Raw genomic sequence first — 17377 nt, forward strand, 5'->3', positions numbered from 1 at the left:
CGTTTATCGTTCAAGCTCCTCAATCATCCTTAGGTGTTGAAGATGAAACCTTAGCTACAAGCGATATTAAAGTATATCCAAATCCATCAAGAGATGGTTTAGTAAATATTAAACTTAATGGAAGTATAGCGGTTAAAGCTATCGAAGTGCACGATATGCTTGGAAGACTTATTAGAACAGACCAAATGGATAGCAGCGAGAAAAGTTTGAATTTATCAAATTTACCAACTGGAGTTTATTTGTTAACATTCCAAACCGAAAGAAGTGGTTCGATAACGAAACGTATTGTTCTAAATTAGAACACGTTATAAAGAATATAAAAAGCCTAGAACTCCACGAGTTCTAGGCTTTTTAATTTTTAGGGCCATTTAATATCCTGTATTGTTGCTATACTATCACAGTTCTCTACGGTTAAAGCAACTTTTATTTTATTTATTTTTCCTTCAACTGCATAAATACCACAAGGTTCTTTACGGGTTTCACTTTTAGAAAAATTAATATCACCTCGTTTCAATAGTTCTCTAACTTCTAATGAATCTATTTTTTTATTTAATATAGCCGAATGTATGTTTTCTGAAAATACGATTTGCTTTAAGTTGATATTTTTTAAAACACGAGCTTCCGGACCGTAATCGCAAGACACTTTTTTACCATTTAAAAAAAAAGCCAATATAATTAATCCTAGAGAGAACCCTCCAAGATAATAGCCAACACGATGTAGTAATTTCATTTTAATTAATAATTTTTTGGGAAATAATGTTGGACGGATTACGCTAAATAAAACTAAAAAATAAGCAAATTAATATCGCTATGTTTTAAATCGAACCATTCTCCAACAGGTTTACTGGTTAAAATTCCGTGGTAAAAATACAACCCATTTTTTAATCCTCTGTCAAAACGCAAAGAATTTTCCAAACCACCATCCTCAGCAATTTTTAATAGATAAGGTGTAAAAATATTACTAATTGATATAGAGGCAGTTCTAGAATAACGTGCTGGAATATTTGGTACACAATAATGGATAACACCATGTTTAGTAAAGGTTGGGGTTTTATGAGACGTTACCTCACTGGTTTCAAAACAGCCACCCATGTCAATACTAACATCAATGACCACCGATCCATTTTTCATATTGGCAACCATGGATTCCGTAACTATAATAGGCGATCTGTTTTTACCACGTACAGCTGCAATTACCACATCACAACGCTTTAGAGCCTTACTTAAATTTTTTGGTTGAAGGGTAGAGGTGAAGAGGGTTTTACCTAAGTTTACCTGAATACGTCTTAATTTAGTAATGGAGTTATCAAAAACCTTCACATTGGCACCAAGTCCAATGGCGCTTCTAGCCGCAAATTCGCCAACGGTTCCAGCGCCTAAAATAACCACTTCAATAGGAGGAACCCCACAAACATTGCCAAACATCAAACCGTTTCCATCGTTTACATTACTCAACAGCTCCGAGGCAATAAGCACTGCTGCTGTTCCTGCAATTTCACTTAACGAGCGCACAGCCGGATAAGCTCCAGTTTCATCTCTAATAAACTCGAAAGCCAAAGCTGTAATACGCTTGGCAGCCAAGGTTTCAAAATATTTTTTTGTTTGGGTTTTAAGCTGAACAGCAGAAATTAATATGGTTTGAGGATTAATAAGTTTTATTTGTTCGAGAGTAGGGGGTTCTACTTTTAAAATCATGGGACAGGCATAAACCTTGGCGGTATCCTTGGTTATTTCTGCACCAGCTTCGCTATATTCCTTATCAGAGAAATGCGCACCACTACCTGCTCCGGACTCCAGTAAAACGCGATGTCCATTGCTTACCAATGCTGAAACAGCATCTGGGGTTAAGCAAACACGCTTTTCTTGATAAGCCGTTTCTTTTGGAATACCAATAAATAAATTGCCTTTACGGCTAAAAATTTCTAGTTTTTCTTCTTGTGGAAGTAATTGTTGCTTGGTAAAGGGAGATAAAGCTTTAGACATGAGTTCCTAATTATATTAGGAGTCAAATTACGAATAAATTTTTGATAGTTTAAAAGGTATTTTAAAAATACTGCTTTAATTTCCCCCAGAAACTTTTTGGTCTAATCATAAATTCAGCTTCTAGCTCTTCCATAGTTTTATTTGCCGTATTAATTTTATCGAACATCTTGGCTCTAATTAAATATATAGTGGGTATGGTTATAGCCATAATTGGAAATAGGTACATTAATTGTGATTCATCTACAGCAAGAATACTATCATTAAATATACTAATTATTTGGTAAAGATACATTGATATAGGCACTAAAATAACATGATACCACCAATGTCTGCAAGTAAAAAACCAGATTAACAAAAACATTAAAGGCAATGCTTTTCCAGTAATCAGCCACATAACATAGTTGGCATTTTCTAATCTTCCTGCATCAAACGTAAATAAAAAAGTGCTCCAAACTTGTGTGTTTGGAACACTTTCGTACAAATAGTATAAATAAGGAGAAATAGCTAAAAGTGTGGCTACAATACTCCCTATTATAAGTCCTTTCTTATCCGTTTTGCGGAATTGGGTAAGCTCTTTTTTCAATTTGTGGTGCTTCATCGTTTGCTTGGAATAAATTTGTTGCTTGAGCAGTAAACAACATTCCACCGAAAATTGCAATTGCAATTACATACTTCTTAGTTTTCATAATTTAAGGGATTTAATTAATTAATACCTCAAATGTAACTAAGTAGACATATCGTTTTTAAGTCAATATGTTAAAGTTGTGTTAAAAACAGCTTTTTTGCGATTTTCAATTACGGTTTTCCCGTACTTTTTTAGTTTTCTGGTAGAATTTGTGTGCTATTTAACTTTTTTTTTGCTCAATTCACTTTTATTTTAATATCAAATTTCTTGTGTTATTATCGTTTAGACTTAAAATAACACTATTAACATCGTCTGTTATAATTTCTTCTATTAATTCTGGCCATTCAATAATTAACCAATGGGTGGAATTTAAGTAATCTTCGAATCCAAAATTATAGGCTTCATCAATATCTTTTATCCTATACAAATCAAAATGATAAATTTTGTCATTTATTAATTCATATTCATTTACTATGGAATAAGTAGGACTGCTAACTTCATCTTTACTGCCAAGGGCTTTTACAAGTGCTTTTACTAAAGTTGTTTTGCCAACCCCCATCTCTCCATATAGTAAGATGGTTTTACCGTTTAAATTTGTTATAAGTTGTTCAACAACAGTATCGAGCTCATTTAAACGATAATTAACATTCAAATTATTTGAGATTTTCATACAATAATAGGAATAATAATTTAAAATAACTAATAAAAAGTGTGTTTCGTCGGGTTTTTATGCATTACGTAGATTTATTTTGGGTTTAGAACCACGAAAGGAATAATCATTTCCTCTAAAGAAACGCCTCCATGTTGATAGGTATTTCTATAATAACTTACATAATGGTTATAGTTATTAGGATAAGCAAAAAATAAATCACCTTTAGCAAAAATAAACGAACTACTCATAGTTATAGAAGGCAAGTGGATAGTTTTTGGATTTTTTGCAACCAAAACATCCTTATCTTCATAAGTTAGGCTTCTGCCTGTTTTGTATCTTAAATTTAAACTAGTGTCCTTGTCTCCAATAACTTTCGATGGATTCTTAACATTAATAGTTCCATGGTCTGTAGTTAATATTAATTTGAAACCCAATTGCTGCGCTTGCTGGATCATTTCCAATAATGGCGAATTTTTAAACCAGCTTTGTGTTAAAGATCGATACGCTTTATCATTAGATGCCAGCTCTTTTACGACATCCATTTCCGTTTTAGAATGAGAAAGCATATCCACAAAATTATAAACAACCACCGTTAAATCGTTGTCTTTTTGTGTCTTAAAATTCTCGACTAATTTTTTTCCATTTTTTAAATTGGTAATCTTATGATATTCCATTTTTAAATGAGAGAGACCTAATCGTTTTAATTGGGCTTCAAGAAATTCCTTTTCGTACAGGTTTTTACCACCATCATCGGTATCGTTTTTCCAGAGATCTGGATGCAGCTTTTCCATATCGCTAGGCATTAACCCAGAAAAAATGGCGTTTCTTGCATATTGGGTTGCTGAAGGTAGAATGCTGAAATAAGGAGATTCTGAAACTTTTTTATAATAATTGTTTACGGTTGGCTCAAAAGCTTTCCATTGGTCGTATCTTAAATTATCTATTACTACCAAAAGAGTGGGTTGTTCTTTACTGATTTCGGGAACGACTTTGTTTTTAAATAAGGTATGGGACAAAGTTGGAGCATCGGTATTTGGTTCAAACCAAGCTGGGTAATGTTTATCTATAAATTTCCCAAACTGTGTATTGGCTTCGTTTTTTTGGGATTCTAGAATTTCAAACATGCCTGGATCTTCAATGTTTTCTAACTGAATTTCCCAATAAATTAATTTTTGATACAAACTAATCCATTCCTCGTAACTATTAACCATACTCAAATCCATAGCAATCTTTCGAAACTCTTGCTGATAATTTGAAGTGGTTTTTTCTGAAATTAATCTGGAGTGATCTAAGTTTTTCTTCAGACTCAATAAAATTTGATGAGGATTAACCGGTTTAATTAGATAATCGGCTATTTTATTTCCAATAGCTTCCTCCATAATATATTCCTCCTCACTCTTGGTAATCATCACTACTGGAAGCGTATCGCGTTTTTCTTTAATTTCATTTAAAGTTTCAAGACCCGATAGTCCTGGCATGTTTTCATCTAGAAATACAATGTCGAAATTTTTATCGTCCAAAATCTCCAAAGCTTCCATTCCACTTTGACAGGTAGTTACAGAATAGTTTTTCTTTTCTAAAAAAAGGATATGAGGTTTTAATAAATCAATTTCATCGTCAACCCAAAGAATATTTATATGGTTCATGTATATTTGTTTCAATATTAACGTAAAAGAATAAGCTTGATTGTGCAAAACAAACTTAAAATATTTAACGACCCAATTTACGGTTTTATTACCATACCTAATTCGTTAATCTTCGATTTAATTGAACACAAATACTTTCAGCGACTGCGAAGAATTTCGCAAATGGGCATGTCGTATTTGGTATATCCAGGAGCACATCATACTAGATTTCATCATGCTTTAGGATGTATGCACTTAATGCAAAAAACGGTTAATGTACTTCGTTTTAAAGGGGTTAGCATTTCTGAAGATGAAGAACAAGCTCTATATATAGCTATTTTATTGCACGATATTGGGCATGGACCGTTTTCGCATGCCATGGAACACAGTATAGTAAATGGGGTCTCTCACGAGCAAATATCCCTGCTTTTTATGGAACAGCTCAATAAGGAGTTTAACTTAAGTTTAACGCTAGCCATCCAAATTTTCAAAGGCGATTACCCGAGAAAATTTTTATGCGAGCTTATTTCTGGACAATTGGACATGGATCGCGCAGACTATTTAAAACGCGATAGCTTTTATACTGGAGTCGCCGAAGGGAATATTAATAGCCAGCGTTTAATTGCCATGCTTAATGTGGTGGATAACGGATTGGTGGTTGAAGAAAAAGGCATTTATAGTATAGAAAAGTTTTTAATGGCCAGAAGACTTATGTATTGGCAAGTATATTTGCACAAAACCAGTGTGGCTGCAGAACAACTTTTAATTCGGGTTTTAAAGCGTGCTAAAGAATTATCCGGACAAGGAGTGGTTTTACAAGCTAGTAAAGCGCTTCAGTTTTTTTTAACCCACGAAATCAATTTAAAAAACTTTAATAGTGAAACCTTAAATACTTTTGCAAAGCTCGACGATTACGACATTGTTTCAGCTATGAAAGAATGGCAATATCACGAGGACTTTGTTTTAAGAAATCTATGTGAAATGCTTATTAATAGAGATTTGCTAAAAGTAAAACTAAAAAACAAGGAAATAAAACCTGAAAAGCTTCAAGATCATATTCTGAAATTAAAGGATAAATACGATATCACTGAAAAAGAAGCCAGCTATTTTGTTTTTACGGGAGAGATTTCCAATCAGGCATATCAAACTAAAAACCAACAAATAAACATTCTGTACAAAAACGGAAAAGTACAGGATATTATTAAGGCTACAGACCAATTAAACCTAAAAGCACTCTCAAAAACAGTCACAAAATATTATATCTGTTACCCTAAAGAAAAACTTTAGCACTTTTTTCCTATTTTTGTCGGAATGAAATTTACAGCACAACAAATAGCAGGAATATTAGAAGGAGACATTGTGGGCAATCCCGATGTTGAAGTTTCTAAGCTTTCCAAGATAGAAGAAGGAACAAAAGGGTCTCTAACCTTTCTTGCTAATCCTAAATATCAATCATATATATATTCTACAAAAGCATCTATTACTATAGTTAATAAATCTTTTGTGCCAGAAAATGATTTGGAAACCACACTTATTAAGGTAGATGACGCCTATAAGTCGTTTTCTAAGTTGTTGGAATATTATAATATGGTCAAGTTAAATAAACAAGGTATTGAAGATCCTTCGTTTATTTCAGAAACAGCAACTTACGGTTCTAACATATATATAGGTGCTTTTACTTATATAGGTGAGAAAGTGAAAATTGGAGAAAATGTAAAAATATTCCCAAACACCTATATTGGAGACAATGTGGTAATTGGAGATAATACGATTGTTTTTGCCGGAGCTAAAATTTATTCCGAAACAATTATTGGCTCAAATTGTGTACTGAATTCCGGAGTTATTCTGGGGGCAGATGGTTTTGGGTTTGTTCCAAACGAAAAAGGGGAATACAACAAAGTGCCTCAAACCGGAAACGTTGTTTTAGAAGATTTCGTGGATATTGGTGCTGGAACTACTATAGATAGAGCTACCTTAGGCTCTACTATTATAAGACGCGGAGTGAAATTGGATAACCAAATTCAAATTGCACATAATGTTGAAATAGGAGAAAACACCGTTATTGCTGCTCAAACAGGAATTGCGGGCTCTACTAAAATTGGCAAAAATTGTATAATTGGTGGACAGGTTGGATTTGCTGGACATTTAATTATTGGAAATAATGTAAAAATTCAGGCCCAGTCTGGAATAGGGAAAAATGTTAAAGACAATGAAGTTTTGCAAGGTTCTCCTTCATTTAATTATAATGATTGGAATAAGTCTTATGTTCATTTTAAAAATTTACCTAAAATAGTAAAAAGTATAACCGATTTAGAAAAAAAAGTAGATGGCAATAATTAATACTGAAGTTAAGCAAAAAACCATTAAAGACCCTGTTTCTTTAACTGGAGTTGGTTTGCATACGGGAAAGAATGTTACTTTAACTTTTAAACCTGGTCCTGTTAATTCAGGATTTTCTTTTAAACGTATAGATTTAGAAGGAACACCTATTATTGAGGCAGACGTTAATTATGTCACCAACACACAAAGGGGAACTTGTTTAGAAAAAAACGGAGTTACCATTCAAACCTCAGAGCACGTTTTAGCGGCTTTGGTTGGTTTGGATCTAGACAATGTGATTATTGAATTAAATGCTTCCGAACCTCCTATTATGGACGGCTCTTCTAAATATTTTGTAGAAGCTTTAGAAAAAGCAGGAGTAGAAGAACAAAATGCCTTTAGAGAAGAATATGTCGTTAGCGATGTTATTTCCTATACAGATGAAGAATCAGGAAGTGAGATTTTAATTATGCCTTCCAACGATTATCAAGTTACCACAATGGTAGATTTTGGAACAAAAGTTTTAGGCACTCAAAATGCCACGCTAAAACATGTTTCAGAATTTAAAGATGAAATTGCAGATTCTAGAACCTTCAGCTTTTTACATGAATTGGAGGCGCTATTAGAGCATGGTTTAATAAAAGGAGGCGATTTAAACAATGCCATAGTTTATGTGGACAAGGAAATTTCACCTAAAACCATAGAAAAACTAAAAGTTGCTTTCAATAAAGAAAATATTTCTGTTAAACCGAATGGTATTTTAGATAACTTGACCCTTCACCATCCAAACGAAGCAGCCAGACACAAATTATTAGATGTGTTAGGAGATTTGGCGCTTATAGGAATTAGACTAAGAGGGAAGGTTATAGCCAACAAGCCAGGGCATTTTGTAAACACACAGTTTGCGAAAAAAATGTCTAAAATCATTAAAAACGAAAGACGTAATCATGTTCCAAAAATAGATTTAAATCAAGAACCCTTGATGGATGTCAATCAAATCATGGAAATGCTACCTCATAGACAGCCGTTTTTATTGATAGACAAAATTTTTCAATTAACGGATTCCGGTGTCATTGGTATGAAAAACGTGACCATGAATGAACCTTTTTTTGCTGGTCATTTTCCTGGAGCTCCAGTAATGCCCGGTGTGCTAATAGTAGAAGCCATGGCTCAAACCGGAGGAATTTTAGTATTAAGTACAGTTCCAGATCCAGAGAATTATCTAACGTTCTTTATGAAAATAGATAAAGTAAAATTTAAGCAAAAAGTGGTGCCTGGAGATACCCTAATATTTAAATGCGATTTAATTACGCCAATACGCCGTGGTATTTGCCACATGCAAGGCTATGCGTATGCAAATGGAAAATTATGTGCCGAAGCTGAATTAATGGCTCAGATTGCTAAAGTTAAAAATTAAAGTAAGTAATTAAACTTAATAAAAAAAAATGAATCAACCACTCGCTTACGTACATCCAGGAGCCAAAATTGCCAAGAATGTTGTAATAGACCCGTTTACCACCATACATAATAATGTTATTATTGGTGAAGGCACTTGGATAGGAAGTAATGTTACCATTATGGAAGGAGCCAGAATTGGAAAGAATTGCAATATTTTTCCAGGCGCTGTAATTTCTGCCGTACCTCAAGATTTAAAATATAACGACGAAGATACGCTTACCATAATTGGAGATAATGTTACCATAAGAGAATGTGTAACAATCAACAGAGGGACAACAGATAAAATGAAAACCGTAATTGGCGATAATTGTCTTATTATGGCCTATTGCCATATTGCACACGATTGTATCGTTGGAAAAAACTGTATTTTTTCCAATAATAGTACGCTAGCTGGACATATTTTAATAGGAGATTATGTGGTATTAGCAGGAATGACTGCTGTTCATCAATTTTGTTCTATAGGAAATCACGCCTTTGTAACAGGTGGTTCTTTAGTAAGAAAAGATGTTCCTCCTTTTGTAAAAGCTGCTCGTGAACCTTTATCTTATGTGGGAATAAACTCGGTAGGATTAAGAAGACGTGGTTTTTCGACAGATAAAATTAGAGAAATACAGGATATTTATAGAATCCTATATCAAAAAAACTATAACAATACCCAAGCTGCAGAAATTATTGAAGCCGAAATGGAAGCCACTCCAGAAAGAGATGAAATCCTTCAGTTTATCAAAAATTCACATCGTGGGATTATGAAAGGATACTTTAAGTCAAATTAAATAGTTAGCTTTCAAAACTTAAAAAAAGTAATAAAAGATTCAACTTAATAACATACAAGCAAATAATACAATGGCAACAACAAGTGATATAAGAAACGGATTGTGTATTAGATACAATAATGATATTTATAAAATAACTGAATTTTTACACGTAAAACCAGGAAAAGGACCCGCTTTTGTTAGAACAAAAATGAAAAGCGTTACAAGTGGAAAAGTTTTAGAAAACACCTTCTCTGCTGGTCATAAATTAGACGATGTACGCGTAGAAACCCATAAATTCCAGTTTTTGTATAATGATGGAGAGTTTTACCACTTTATGAACACGGAAGACTATTCACAAATTCGTTTATTGGAAGCTGCTTTAGATAGACCTGACTTAATGAAAGAAGGAGAAGTAGTAACTGTGCTTATCAATGCAGAAGATAATTTACCACTTTCAGTAGAAATGCCAGCAAGTGTTATTTTAGAAGTTACCCATACGGAACCTGGAGTAAAAGGAAATACGGCCACAAACGCTACAAAACCAGCAACTGTAGAAACAGGAGCAGAGGTTAACGTGCCTTTATTTATAAATGAAGGTGATAAAATTAAAATTGAAACCGAAAAAGGAACGTACAAAGAAAGAGTTAAAGAATAAAACTCAATTTACCAGTTTCCAGATTCACTTAACAAACTGGGATTGAAAACTGAAAAATAATTATATGAAATTTCCTAAACCATACACCTTAAAGCAAATTGCTGAAATTATTGAAACCACTTTTGTTGGCGATGAAAATTTCCCGGTTCTGGGTATGAACGAAATTCATGTAGTAGAAAAAGGGGATATTGTTTTTGTCGATCATCCAAAATATTACGATAAAGCTCTTGAGTCTGCCGCAACCATTGTGTTAATTAATAAAGAAGTGCCTTGCCCTGAAGGGAAAGCGCTATTGATAAGTGATGACCCTTTTAGGGATTTTAATAAATTAACACAACACTTCAAACCGTTTGTTTCGTCTAATCTAGCTATTTCATCCTCGGCTAAAATTGGAAAAAACACCATCATTCAACCCAACTGTTTTATTGGTAACAATGTAGTTATTGGAGATAACTGCGTCATACATTCCAATGTAAGTATTTACGATGATACAATTATTGGAAATCACGTTACCATTCATGCTGGAGCCGTTTTAGGTGCCAGTGCTTTTTATTATAAAAACAGACCAGAAGGTTTTGATCAATTAAAATCTGGAGGAAGAGTAATAATTAAAGACCATGTTGATATTGGAGCTTTATGTACTATAGATAGGGGAGTAACCGGAGATACAACTATTGGGGAAGGTTCTAAATTGGATAACCAAATCCAAGTGGGTCATGATACTGTAATTGGAAAAAAATGTCTAATTGCTTCTCAAGTGGGTATTGCTGGCTGCGTAATTATTGAAGATGAAGTAACCATTTGGGGCCAGGCAGGAATTACCAGCGGGATTACCATTGGAAAAAAAGCGGTCATCTCAGCACAGTCTGGGGTTAGTAAATCGTTAGAAGGTAACAAAAGTTATTTTGGAACTCCCGCAGATGATTTTAGATCCAAATACAAAGAAATGGCTTCAATTAAAATGATACCAAAGATTTTAGAAAATTTAAAAATAAAATAATGAGCCCTAAAGACGTATTAAAACAGTTTTATGATACCGATATAATTACCAATAAGGATTTGGTAGAAAACTTTTATCATAAGGACTGCGAATTGCATTGGAATAGCAGTAAAGGCTTCCGTATTTCAAAATTTCAGGATATTTCAGGGTTTTTTAAAAACATCAGAGAAAACTATATTTCTATTAGATATGAAATAAGTCATTTGTTGGAAGATGTAGATCATATTACCTCTCGACACACGGTTTATGGTAAAACTATAGAAAATGAAGATGAAGAATTGCCTTTAGCACATTATATCAGTATTTGGCAAATTAAAGATGGAAAATTATATAGAGGCTATCAAATTAGTCAGCCGGCAGATGACAAAGCCATACAATCCAATTCTTTTTCAGAAATTAAAGTGTAAAACACTTCATAAATAGCAGTTAAAAACTTACTTTTGCAACGTTTTAAAAACATAAAAAATTAAACAATAATGAGCGTTTTAGTTAATAAAGATTCGAAAATAATAGTACAAGGATTTACAGGAAGCGAAGGAACATTTCATGCTGAACAAATGATCGAGTATGGAACTAATGTTGTTGGTGGTGTAACTCCAGGAAAAGGTGGGCAAACACATTTAGACCGACCAGTTTTTAATACAGTTCAAGAAGCTGTAGAACAAGCAGGAGCGGATACATCCATAATTTTTGTGCCACCAGCTTTTGCTGCTGATGCTATTATGGAAGCTGCAGATGCAGGTATTAAAGTTATTATTACTATTACTGAAGGGATTCCTGTTGGCGACATGATTAAAGCTGCAGACTATATTAAAAATAGAGATTGTAGATTAATTGGCCCTAATTGTCCAGGTGTTATTACTCCAGGCGAAGCTAAAGTTGGTATCATGCCAGGTTTTGTCTTCAAGAAAGGAACTGTTGGTATTGTTTCTAAATCAGGTACTTTAACGTATGAAGCTGCTGATCAAGTAGTGAAACAAGGCTTAGGAATTACAACAGCTATTGGAATTGGTGGAGACCCAATTATTGGAACAACTACTAAAGAGGCTGTGGAATTATTAATTAACGATCCAGAAACCGAAGCTGTAGTTATGATTGGTGAAATTGGAGGACAATTGGAAGCTGATGCTGCTAATTGGTATAAAGCTAGTGGATCTAAAAAACCTATTATTGGTTTTATTGCTGGCGAAACTGCTCCTGCAGGTCGTACTATGGGTCACGCTGGAGCTATAGTTGGTGGAAGTGATGATACCGCTCAAGCTAAAAAGAAAATTATGAAAGAATGTGGGATTCACGTGGTTGAGTCTCCTGCAGAAATTGGAAAAAAAGTAGCTGAAGTATTGGCTAGTTTATAAGTCATACAAATATATAAGGAAAGCCATCTTAGTTAAGATGGCTTTTTTTTTGCATGATATTAAAGTGGAATTGAAGTAGAAACATAACCAATAAAAAAAGACAAAAAAAATCGCCTAAATTTTATATTTAGGCGATTTCATTGCTATTAATCACTACTTATTAATCATCTAAAAGATCGATCATTAATTTTAGTTTCTCTTTAATTTGTTGAGCAATTTGGTTGTTACCATCTGTATCTATTGGACTAATTTCTATAACTCCATCACCATTTCCATCAACGGCTTCCGATAAATCTACTCCAGTCAAACCATCAAAAACTCCAGCCAAATCAAAATTGATGGTTAGTTGGTTGTTATCGTTGTTGATAATAATATTGATATCTGTATCTTCAAAATCAACTTCAATTTCATCTTCAAAATCATGCCAGAATACAAAAGGTACCGTGTCGATTGTTCCTTTAATTAAGATGGATTTATTATAAAGAAGGCTGTTTGCATTTTCACTTTTATCAAATTCAAACTCAATTTCTTCATAAACGCCATTTGGAATCGTAACATCTACAATAATAAATTCGTTAGAGAGCACATTTAATTCAAAAGGACCTTCAAATTCAATTTCATCATCAGAACCATAGTATCCGTTTCCTCCCATATTGTAGTCGTCATCAAACTCCAATTCAAATTCCTTAATATTTATTAGAAAATCTGATATTTCAAGGGTTGAATTGGTTCCTCTACTATTAGCATATGTTTTGCTCGTTGAACTTGGCATATTAGAACCTATCTTCAATTGAAGATTTCCTTGGCCATTAATTTTGTCGTCGTTATCATTAGAGCAGCTGGAAATAAATGCAACTGTTAATAATGATAATCCTAGATTTAAATAGGTTTTTCTTAATGTGTACATAAGATTTGTTTTTAAAGATTTAAGATTTGTTAATTGCTTTTATTAATTAAACAGTTAACTCTTTAAAACTCCTACCTTGTTTGTAATTATAAGTGTTTTATTTTTTATCTTCGGGGTTTATAGGATTTACTTTATACAAAAAGTTTATCTTTGATTTAGGAAAACCAACATCATAAAACAATTATTTAGATGACATTATTAAAAGGAAAAACTGCCCTTATTACTGGAGCAAGTCGTGGAATAGGCAGAGGTATTGCACAGGTTTTTGCTCAACAGGGTGCCAATGTAGCTTTTACCTATAGTTCTTCTGTAGAAGCCGCTAACGACCTTGAAAACGAACTAAATGCGCTTGGAATTAAAGCTAAAGGCTATAAAAGTAATGCAGCCAATTTTAATGAAGCTCAAGAAGTGGTGGATAACGTAGTTAAGGAATTTGGGACTATTGACATTTTGGTCAATAACGCCGGAATTACCAAGGACAACTTGTTGTTACGCATTACAGAAGAAGATTTTGATACCGTTATTGAAGTTAACTTAAAATCTGTTTTTAATATGACCAAAGCCGTGCAGCGTACCATGTTAAAACAGCGTAGTGGATCTATAATCAATATGAGCTCTGTAGTTGGAGTAAAAGGAAATGCCGGACAGACAAACTATGCGGCATCAAAAGCGGGGATAATTGGGTTCTCGAAATCTGTGGCTCTGGAATTAGGCTCAAGAAACATTAGAAGTAATGTAATTGCTCCTGGTTTTATTGAAACCGAAATGACGGCTAAGCTAGATGAAGCTACTGTAAAAGGATGGAGAGATGCCATTCCTTTAAAAAGAGGAGGAACTCCTGAAGATATTGCCAACGTTTGTGTGTTTTTGGCTAGCGACATGAGTGCTTATATTACAGGTCAAACCATCCATGTGGATGGGGGTATGTTAACCTAGAAATTAATTTTCGGTTTTAATAAAAGCTAAAGATTATTGAAAAAATAATTTATAGTATACCAAAAAAATACATTTACGTAAATTAATACATGCATACAGAAACAATTTTATACATTTTTATATCTGGAATTATAGCGCTATTTATAGCGCTTTTTCAGTATAAATACAAGGTGAAACAGTTTACGAAAACAGATATTACCCTAACCATTTTAAGGTTTGTAACTGTTTTCTCTTTATTGTTATTGCTTATTAATCCTAAATTTGAAAGCGATAGTGTATATCTAGAGAAACCTAACTTGGTTGTGGCTGTAGATAACTCCAGTTCGGTTAGCTATTTAAAACAAGACCAACATGCTTTAGACTTTTTAGAAGAGCTTAAAGCCCATAAAGAGATCAATAAAAAATTTAATATCCAAACCTATACTTTTGGGAAGCAAGTTAAGCTATCCGATTCTTTTAGTTTTACAGAAAATCAAACCCATTTGGATCAGATGTTTCGTGAGTTTAGCCAAATATACAAGCAAACCGTATCCCCAACTATTTTACTTTCAGATGGAAACCAAACCCTTGGTAGCGATTATGTGTTTTCGGCAGCCAACTACAAACAACCTATTTATTCAGTCATTTTAGGAGATTCAACCGTTTATTCCGATTTAAAAATTCAGCAGTTAAATGTCAACAAATACGCCTATTTAAAGAATAAGTTTCCTGTAGAAGTTATTTTAGTTTATCATGGTGAAGAAGCCGTGAATTCTGTTTTTAAAATACAAAACGGCCCTGCCACTATTTTTTCTGAAAAGGTGAGCTTTACAAAAGAGAAAAACTCTCAAATATTAAATTTTTACTTACCAGCAAATCACGTTGGAGTGCAAACATATAGAGCAATCTTAGAACCTTTGGATAACGAGAAAAATAAGGTGAATAATGAAAAGGAATTTGCAGTAGAAATTATCGATCAGAAAACTCGGGTAGCTCTAGTTTCAGATATGTTACACCCAGATTTAGGGGCATTAAAAAAGAGTATTGAAGCCAATAAACAACGCCAAGTAAACATTTTAAAACCAAAAGACTATCTAAATCAAATTAATGACTTTCAGTTAGTTATATTATATCAACCAAATAATAGCTTTAATCAAGTTTTTGAACATTTAAAAACCTCAAATAGCAATTACTTTTTAATTTCTGGTACACAAACCAATTGGAGATATCTAAACAGTCTTGATTTAAATGTTACCCATGAAATTACCAGTCAGACCGAGGATTATCAAGCGATTTTAAATATAGGATTTTCAGACTTTATAATAGAAGATTTGGATTTTGAAACATTTCCTCCATTAAAATCCAATTTTGGTGAGGCACAATTTAAAATTCCTTTTCAAACCATACTATATAAAAAAGTTGGAAATTATACTACTGAAAGTAGCTTGTTAGCAACTTTAGAACACAATGGTAGAAGAGAAGCTGTTTTGTTTGGTGAAAACATTTGGCAATGGCGAGCACAAGATTATTTAAACGATAAGTCTTTTAATAATTTCGATAATTTTATTGGAAAACTTGTTCAATATCTGGCTTCTACAGAAAGAAAAACCAGACTTAATTTGGATTATAATTCTTTTTATGAAGGAAATTCAAGTGTTATATTAAAAGCGCAATTTTTTAATAAAAGTTATGAGTTCGACGCTAAGGAATCGCTGTCCATACAAGTAACTGATAAGATTTCTGAAGAAACAAAAACCTTTCCTTTTATCTTAAAAAACAATTACTATCAAGTGGATTTAAGCAATTTACCTGCTTCAGAATACAACTTTACAGTTAGTGCAACAAACGAAAACATTTCAAAATCTGGAAGTTTTAAAATCTTAGATTATAATATAGAACAACAATTTTTAAATGCAGATTTTAAAAAGCTGCAACAGATAGCCGAAAGAAGTAAGGGAAAAAGTTATTTTGTTAGTAATTACAATGGTTTGATGAATGAATTATTACTAGACGAAAGATACAAACCCATCCAAAAGAGCCATAAAAATGTTGTACCTTTGGTCGATTGGAAATATCTACTTGCACTTATTCTTATAAGTTTAACTGCAGAGTGGTTTATTAGAAAATATAACGGATTAATTTAAAAATATTAAATGGAAAAATTACCTAAAATTGCATTACCAGCTATTATTGTTGCTGTAGTATTACTTATTCTAATTGTTAAATCGGCCGTAACCATAGGTTCTGGAGAAGCTGGTGTTTTATATAAAACCTTCGGTGGAGGTGTTGTTACAGACGAACCACCTTTAGGAGAAGGATTTCACATTGTAGCACCTTGGAACAAGGTATTTATTTACGAAGTACGTCAACAAGAATTAGTAGAGAGAATGAATGTTCTTTCTTCTAATGGATTGGATATTAAGCTTGAAGCTTCTATTTGGTTTCAACCAGATTACGTAAATCTTGGTAAATTACATCAAGAAAAAAGTGAAATGTATAAAGACCGTGTTCTTCTTCCAGCCATTCGTTCTGCGGCAAGAAGTGTTGTAGGTCGTTATACACCAGAACAACTTTACTCTAGTAAAAGAGATGCCATACAACAAGAAATCTTTGTTGAAACCAAGAAATTTGTTACAGATCAATACATTCAAGTTAACGATATTTTAGTTCGCGATGTTACTTTGCCATCAACTATTAAAGAAGCAATTGAACGTAAATTAAAACAAGAACAAGAATCCTTAGAGTACGAATTTAGATTGGTAACAGCTGCTAAAGAGGCAGAAAAACGAATCATTGATGCACAAGGTAAAGCAGATGCCAATAGAATTTTAAGTGCGTCGTTAAATGAACAAATTTTACGTGACAAAGGTATTGAAGCTACTGTAAAACTATCAGAATCTCCTAATAGTAAAGTAGTTATTATTGGTTCAGGAAACGCTGGATTACCTATTATACTAGGAAATCAATAAAAAAAATAAATTTATTTAGGATTTAATAATTTTTATTTGCAACCTTTGCTTTCACAAAAAAGAAACATGACTTTTATTCAATTCCATCATCATCATTTTCATTCTGGCATTCAAGCGAGCTGAAAATGTATTGAATAAAATCAAGATATTTAAAAACCC

The 17377-nt window shown here is 33.1% G+C and carries 19 protein-coding genes; 12 read left to right on the plus strand and 7 right to left on the minus strand.

The features are described 5' to 3' along the window. Nucleotides 1–299, plus strand: a 299-nt coding sequence (locus VKY47_RS10685; RefSeq protein WP_324312694.1) for a T9SS type A sorting domain-containing protein, incomplete at its 5' end; no start/stop codon positions are given. Between the two features lie 59 nt (nt 300–358). Here VKY47_RS10685 and VKY47_RS10690 read toward each other — a convergent pair. The 6 genes from VKY47_RS10690 to porX form a co-directional block, all read right to left on the minus strand. Continuing rightward, nucleotides 359–730 (minus strand): hypothetical protein, encoded by a 372-nt coding sequence (locus VKY47_RS10690; protein ID WP_324312696.1) that lies wholly within the window; start codon nt 728–730, stop codon nt 359–361. Between the two features lie 53 nt (nt 731–783). Next, nucleotides 784–1983 carry an alanine dehydrogenase gene (locus tag VKY47_RS10695; protein WP_324312697.1) on the minus strand — a complete coding sequence of 400 codons (1200 nt, stop codon included), beginning with the start codon at nt 1981–1983 and terminating at the stop codon, nt 784–786. 61 nt (nt 1984–2044) lie between these two features. Further along, nucleotides 2045–2566: a hypothetical protein gene (locus tag VKY47_RS10700; protein ID WP_324312699.1), complete on the minus strand. Its 522-nt coding sequence runs from the start codon at nt 2564–2566 to the stop codon at nt 2045–2047. Beyond that, nucleotides 2529–2669 carry a hypothetical protein gene (locus VKY47_RS10705; protein WP_324312701.1) on the minus strand — a complete coding sequence of 47 codons (141 nt, stop codon included), beginning with the start codon at nt 2667–2669 and terminating at the stop codon, nt 2529–2531. The genes VKY47_RS10700 and VKY47_RS10705 overlap by 38 nt, the downstream gene beginning before the upstream one ends. A 186-nt stretch (nt 2670–2855) precedes the next feature. Beyond that, nucleotides 2856–3260 (minus strand): tRNA (adenosine(37)-N6)-threonylcarbamoyltransferase complex ATPase subunit type 1 TsaE, encoded by a 405-nt coding sequence (tsaE, locus tag VKY47_RS10710; RefSeq protein ID WP_324312703.1) that lies wholly within the window; start codon nt 3258–3260, stop codon nt 2856–2858. Nucleotides 3261–3352: 92 nt separating this feature from the next. After that, nucleotides 3353–4906 carry a T9SS response regulator signal transducer PorX gene (gene porX, locus VKY47_RS10715; protein ID WP_324312705.1) on the minus strand — a complete coding sequence of 518 codons (1554 nt, stop codon included), beginning with the start codon at nt 4904–4906 and terminating at the stop codon, nt 3353–3355. Between the two features lie 36 nt (nt 4907–4942). Between porX and VKY47_RS10720 the strand changes: the two genes are divergently transcribed. From VKY47_RS10720 to sucD, 8 genes are all read left to right on the plus strand, one after another. Continuing rightward, nucleotides 4943–6172: an HD domain-containing protein gene (locus tag VKY47_RS10720; protein WP_324312706.1), complete on the plus strand. Its 1230-nt coding sequence runs from the start codon at nt 4943–4945 to the stop codon at nt 6170–6172. A gap of 24 nt (nt 6173–6196) precedes the next feature. Then, nucleotides 6197–7225 carry a UDP-3-O-(3-hydroxymyristoyl)glucosamine N-acyltransferase gene (gene lpxD, locus VKY47_RS10725; protein ID WP_324312708.1) on the plus strand — a complete coding sequence of 343 codons (1029 nt, stop codon included), beginning with the start codon at nt 6197–6199 and terminating at the stop codon, nt 7223–7225. After that, entirely contained in the window at nt 7212–8621 is a 1410-nt protein-coding gene (locus tag VKY47_RS10730) for a bifunctional UDP-3-O-[3-hydroxymyristoyl] N-acetylglucosamine deacetylase/3-hydroxyacyl-ACP dehydratase (RefSeq protein WP_324312710.1), read from the plus strand. The genes lpxD and VKY47_RS10730 overlap by 14 nt, the downstream gene beginning before the upstream one ends. Nucleotides 8622–8649: 28 nt before the next feature. Then, nucleotides 8650–9435 carry an acyl-ACP--UDP-N-acetylglucosamine O-acyltransferase gene (gene lpxA / locus VKY47_RS10735; RefSeq protein ID WP_324312712.1) on the plus strand — a complete coding sequence of 262 codons (786 nt, stop codon included), beginning with the start codon at nt 8650–8652 and terminating at the stop codon, nt 9433–9435. A 70-nt stretch (nt 9436–9505) separates the two neighbouring features. Continuing rightward, nucleotides 9506–10072: an elongation factor P gene (efp, locus tag VKY47_RS10740; RefSeq protein WP_324312714.1), complete on the plus strand. Its 567-nt coding sequence runs from the start codon at nt 9506–9508 to the stop codon at nt 10070–10072. A 64-nt stretch (nt 10073–10136) separates the two neighbouring features. Continuing rightward, complete coding sequence (locus VKY47_RS10745) at nt 10137–11072, plus strand: UDP-3-O-(3-hydroxymyristoyl)glucosamine N-acyltransferase (RefSeq protein WP_324312715.1); 936 nt, start codon at nt 10137–10139, stop codon at nt 11070–11072. After that, nucleotides 11072–11479 (plus strand): nuclear transport factor 2 family protein, encoded by a 408-nt coding sequence (locus tag VKY47_RS10750; RefSeq protein WP_324312717.1) that lies wholly within the window; start codon nt 11072–11074, stop codon nt 11477–11479. Before VKY47_RS10745 ends, VKY47_RS10750 begins: the two co-directional genes overlap by 1 nt. A gap of 69 nt (nt 11480–11548) precedes the next feature. Beyond that, the gene (gene sucD, locus VKY47_RS10755) at nt 11549–12427 is read left to right on the plus strand and encodes a succinate--CoA ligase subunit alpha (RefSeq protein ID WP_324312718.1); all 879 of its coding nucleotides are present in this window, start codon (nt 11549–11551) and stop codon (nt 12425–12427) included. 160 nt (nt 12428–12587) lie between these two features. Here the strand turns inward: sucD and VKY47_RS10760 are convergent, their stop codons facing one another. Continuing rightward, nucleotides 12588–13334, minus strand: a complete 747-nt coding sequence (locus VKY47_RS10760) for a hypothetical protein (RefSeq protein WP_324312720.1) — start codon at nt 13332–13334, stop codon at nt 12588–12590. 189 nt (nt 13335–13523) lie between these two features. On the opposite strand from VKY47_RS10760, the gene fabG reads away from it, so the two are divergent. From fabG to VKY47_RS10775, 3 genes are all read left to right on the plus strand, one after another. Then, entirely contained in the window at nt 13524–14270 is a 747-nt protein-coding gene (gene fabG, locus VKY47_RS10765; protein ID WP_324312722.1) for a 3-oxoacyl-[acyl-carrier-protein] reductase, read from the plus strand. Nucleotides 14271–14359: 89 nt separating this feature from the next. After that, nucleotides 14360–16393: a VWA domain-containing protein gene (locus VKY47_RS10770; protein WP_324312724.1), complete on the plus strand. Its 2034-nt coding sequence runs from the start codon at nt 14360–14362 to the stop codon at nt 16391–16393. A gap of 9 nt (nt 16394–16402) precedes the next feature. Continuing rightward, nucleotides 16403–17218 carry a prohibitin family protein gene (locus VKY47_RS10775; protein WP_324312726.1) on the plus strand — a complete coding sequence of 272 codons (816 nt, stop codon included), beginning with the start codon at nt 16403–16405 and terminating at the stop codon, nt 17216–17218. Nucleotides 17219–17377: the final 159 nt, after the last annotated feature.

It is taken from the genome of Xanthomarina sp. (assembly GCF_035306705.1).
Lineage (GTDB): Bacteria > Bacteroidota > Bacteroidia > Flavobacteriales > Flavobacteriaceae > Xanthomarina.

Coding starts and splice junctions, on each gene's coding strand:
- VKY47_RS10690 (WP_324312696.1), bottom strand. CDS start 730: ATGAAATTACTACATCGTGTTGGCTATTATCTTGGAGGGTTCTCTCTA.
- VKY47_RS10695 (WP_324312697.1), bottom strand. CDS start 1,983: ATGTCTAAAGCTTTATCTCCCTTTACCAAGCAACAATTACTTCCACAA.
- VKY47_RS10705 (WP_324312701.1), bottom strand. CDS start 2,669: ATGAAAACTAAGAAGTATGTAATTGCAATTGCAATTTTCGGTGGAATG.
- porX (WP_324312705.1), bottom strand. CDS start 4,906: ATGAACCATATAAATATTCTTTGGGTTGACGATGAAATTGATTTATTA.
- lpxD (WP_324312708.1), top strand. CDS start 6,197: ATGAAATTTACAGCACAACAAATAGCAGGAATATTAGAAGGAGACATT.
- VKY47_RS10730 (WP_324312710.1), top strand. CDS start 7,212: ATGGCAATAATTAATACTGAAGTTAAGCAAAAAACCATTAAAGACCCT.
- lpxA (WP_324312712.1), top strand. CDS start 8,650: ATGAATCAACCACTCGCTTACGTACATCCAGGAGCCAAAATTGCCAAG.
- efp (WP_324312714.1), top strand. CDS start 9,506: ATGGCAACAACAAGTGATATAAGAAACGGATTGTGTATTAGATACAAT.
- VKY47_RS10745 (WP_324312715.1), top strand. CDS start 10,137: ATGAAATTTCCTAAACCATACACCTTAAAGCAAATTGCTGAAATTATT.
- VKY47_RS10750 (WP_324312717.1), top strand. CDS start 11,072: ATGAGCCCTAAAGACGTATTAAAACAGTTTTATGATACCGATATAATT.
- sucD (WP_324312718.1), top strand. CDS start 11,549: ATGAGCGTTTTAGTTAATAAAGATTCGAAAATAATAGTACAAGGATTT.
- VKY47_RS10760 (WP_324312720.1), bottom strand. CDS start 13,334: ATGTACACATTAAGAAAAACCTATTTAAATCTAGGATTATCATTATTA.
- fabG (WP_324312722.1), top strand. CDS start 13,524: ATGACATTATTAAAAGGAAAAACTGCCCTTATTACTGGAGCAAGTCGT.
- VKY47_RS10770 (WP_324312724.1), top strand. CDS start 14,360: ATGCATACAGAAACAATTTTATACATTTTTATATCTGGAATTATAGCG.
- VKY47_RS10775 (WP_324312726.1), top strand. CDS start 16,403: ATGGAAAAATTACCTAAAATTGCATTACCAGCTATTATTGTTGCTGTA.